This is a genomic window from Saccharicrinis sp. GN24d3 (assembly GCF_052400645.1).
Taxonomy (GTDB): domain Bacteria; phylum Bacteroidota; class Bacteroidia; order Bacteroidales; family Marinilabiliaceae; genus Saccharicrinis.
The window spans coordinates 1-1,611 of record NZ_JBQTGI010000072.1 but is presented as its reverse complement, the minus strand read 5'-3'; the positions used below and the strand labels follow the sequence as shown (position 1 = coordinate 1,611).

Genomic DNA, 1,611 nt, shown 5'->3' with positions numbered 1-1,611 from the left:
ATTTGTTTCTGAGTTGCAAAGCGTGAGCAAATATTGGATTCTCCTGTTCTGGATTTTAAAAACATAAATTTGTAGGGCGATTTGTTGATAATTCAGTAGTGTGTGTTTATAACAATAGGCTTCATATTTTCTTGTTTAGGACTGATGATCTGATATTTGTGTCATGATAAAACGAGAGACGTTAGAACCTTTAGAAAAAGAAGACATCATCAATATTTTTGTAGAATTCAGTAATAGGATTGAAGAAGAGATGCAGCTATTGCGTGATGACATAAAAGAACTGAAGGAAGAAAATCGTCAGCTCAAAAATCAGCAAAACAGCCGCAATAGTTCACGGCCGCCTTCTCAGGACTTCGGAAAAGTTCCCAGACAAAAAAGTTTGAGAAAGAAGAGTGGCAAAAAGCCTGGCGGACAGGCAGGACATAAAGGACATACATTAAAGCAAGTCTCAAGTCCGGACAACATGATCGTCCACCAACCCTCCAATACATGTCCTGCGTGCGGAGAGGTTCATATTACAGAAGATTATGTGTTACATAGCAAGCGGCAAGTGGTAGACATCCCTCCCATAAAAGCAAATGTTACGGAACATCAGGTTTATAAAGCCAAGTGCAAATGTGGCCATGTATCAATCGGCAGTTTCCCTTCAGGAGTGAATGGCCCTGTTCAGTATGGCAAAAACCTCACTTCTTTTGTCAGTTACTTAAGTACCCGTCAATATGTTCCATACCAAAGGATTCCTGAATTGTTAAAGTGTATCAGTGACATATCAATTAGTGAAGGTACCGTTTTTAACATGCTCAACAAGGTGGCGGATAAGCTATATCCAATTTACGAAAGCATTAAAACGGATATAAAGAACGCTAAAGTTGTGGGCAGCGATGAAACAGGGACAAATGTAAACAACAACAAATATTGGACATGGACGTGGCAAACAGCAACGGAAACATTTATTACGGTTTCTCCAACAAGGGGCTTTGCTGCGATTGAAAACGAATTCCCGCAAGGGTTACCCAATGCCGTATTGGTGTCAGATTCATTAAGCGCACAGTTGAAAACAAGAGCCCACAAACATCAGTTGTGCCTGGCTCACCTGCTCCGAGAACTTAACGCCTTTATTGAAGTTACAAAAAACAAATGGCCTGTTCGGATGAAGGAACTGTTCATGAAAGCCATCAACTTCAAAAAGAATTTATGCCAATCCCAATATTCACAGTCCTTAAAAATGCGGGATGAGATATTGCAGGAGTTTCAAAAACTATTGGATTCTCCACCAAAAATAAAACTCAAAAAGCTAGCTGCCTTTCATAAAAGAATGGTCAAGTGGAAAAACAGTGTGTTTACCTTTTTGTTTTTCCCCGAAGTGCCCTTTGATAACAACGGCTCTGAACGGGCAATACGAAACATAAAGGTAAAGCAAAAAGTATCTGGTGGATTTAGGTCTGAAAACGGAGCAGATATATTTGCAACAATACGCTCTGTTATTGACACATGGATCAAAAGGGACAAAGATGTTTTTGGAACCCTATGTTCTTATCTCTAATCTTAAGGCAAAATCGCCTTTCTAAATAGCCGATATAATTATGTTGCCTTGGATACCTGAGTTGTTAC

General features: G+C 39.5%; 1 protein-coding gene. It reads left to right on the top strand.

Features of this window, described 5'->3' with window-relative positions; translation table 11 throughout:
* Window positions 1–163: 163 nt before the first annotated feature.
* On the top strand, window positions 164–1,543 hold the full coding sequence (tnpC, locus tag ACT29I_RS25630; protein WP_444794854.1) for an IS66 family transposase: 1,380 nt from the start codon (window positions 164–166) through the stop codon (window positions 1,541–1,543).
* The last annotated feature ends 68 nt before the right edge of the window (window positions 1,544–1,611 follow it).

Coding starts and splice junctions, on each gene's coding strand:
- tnpC (WP_444794854.1), top strand. CDS start 164: ATGATAAAACGAGAGACGTTAGAACCTTTAGAAAAAGAAGACATCATC.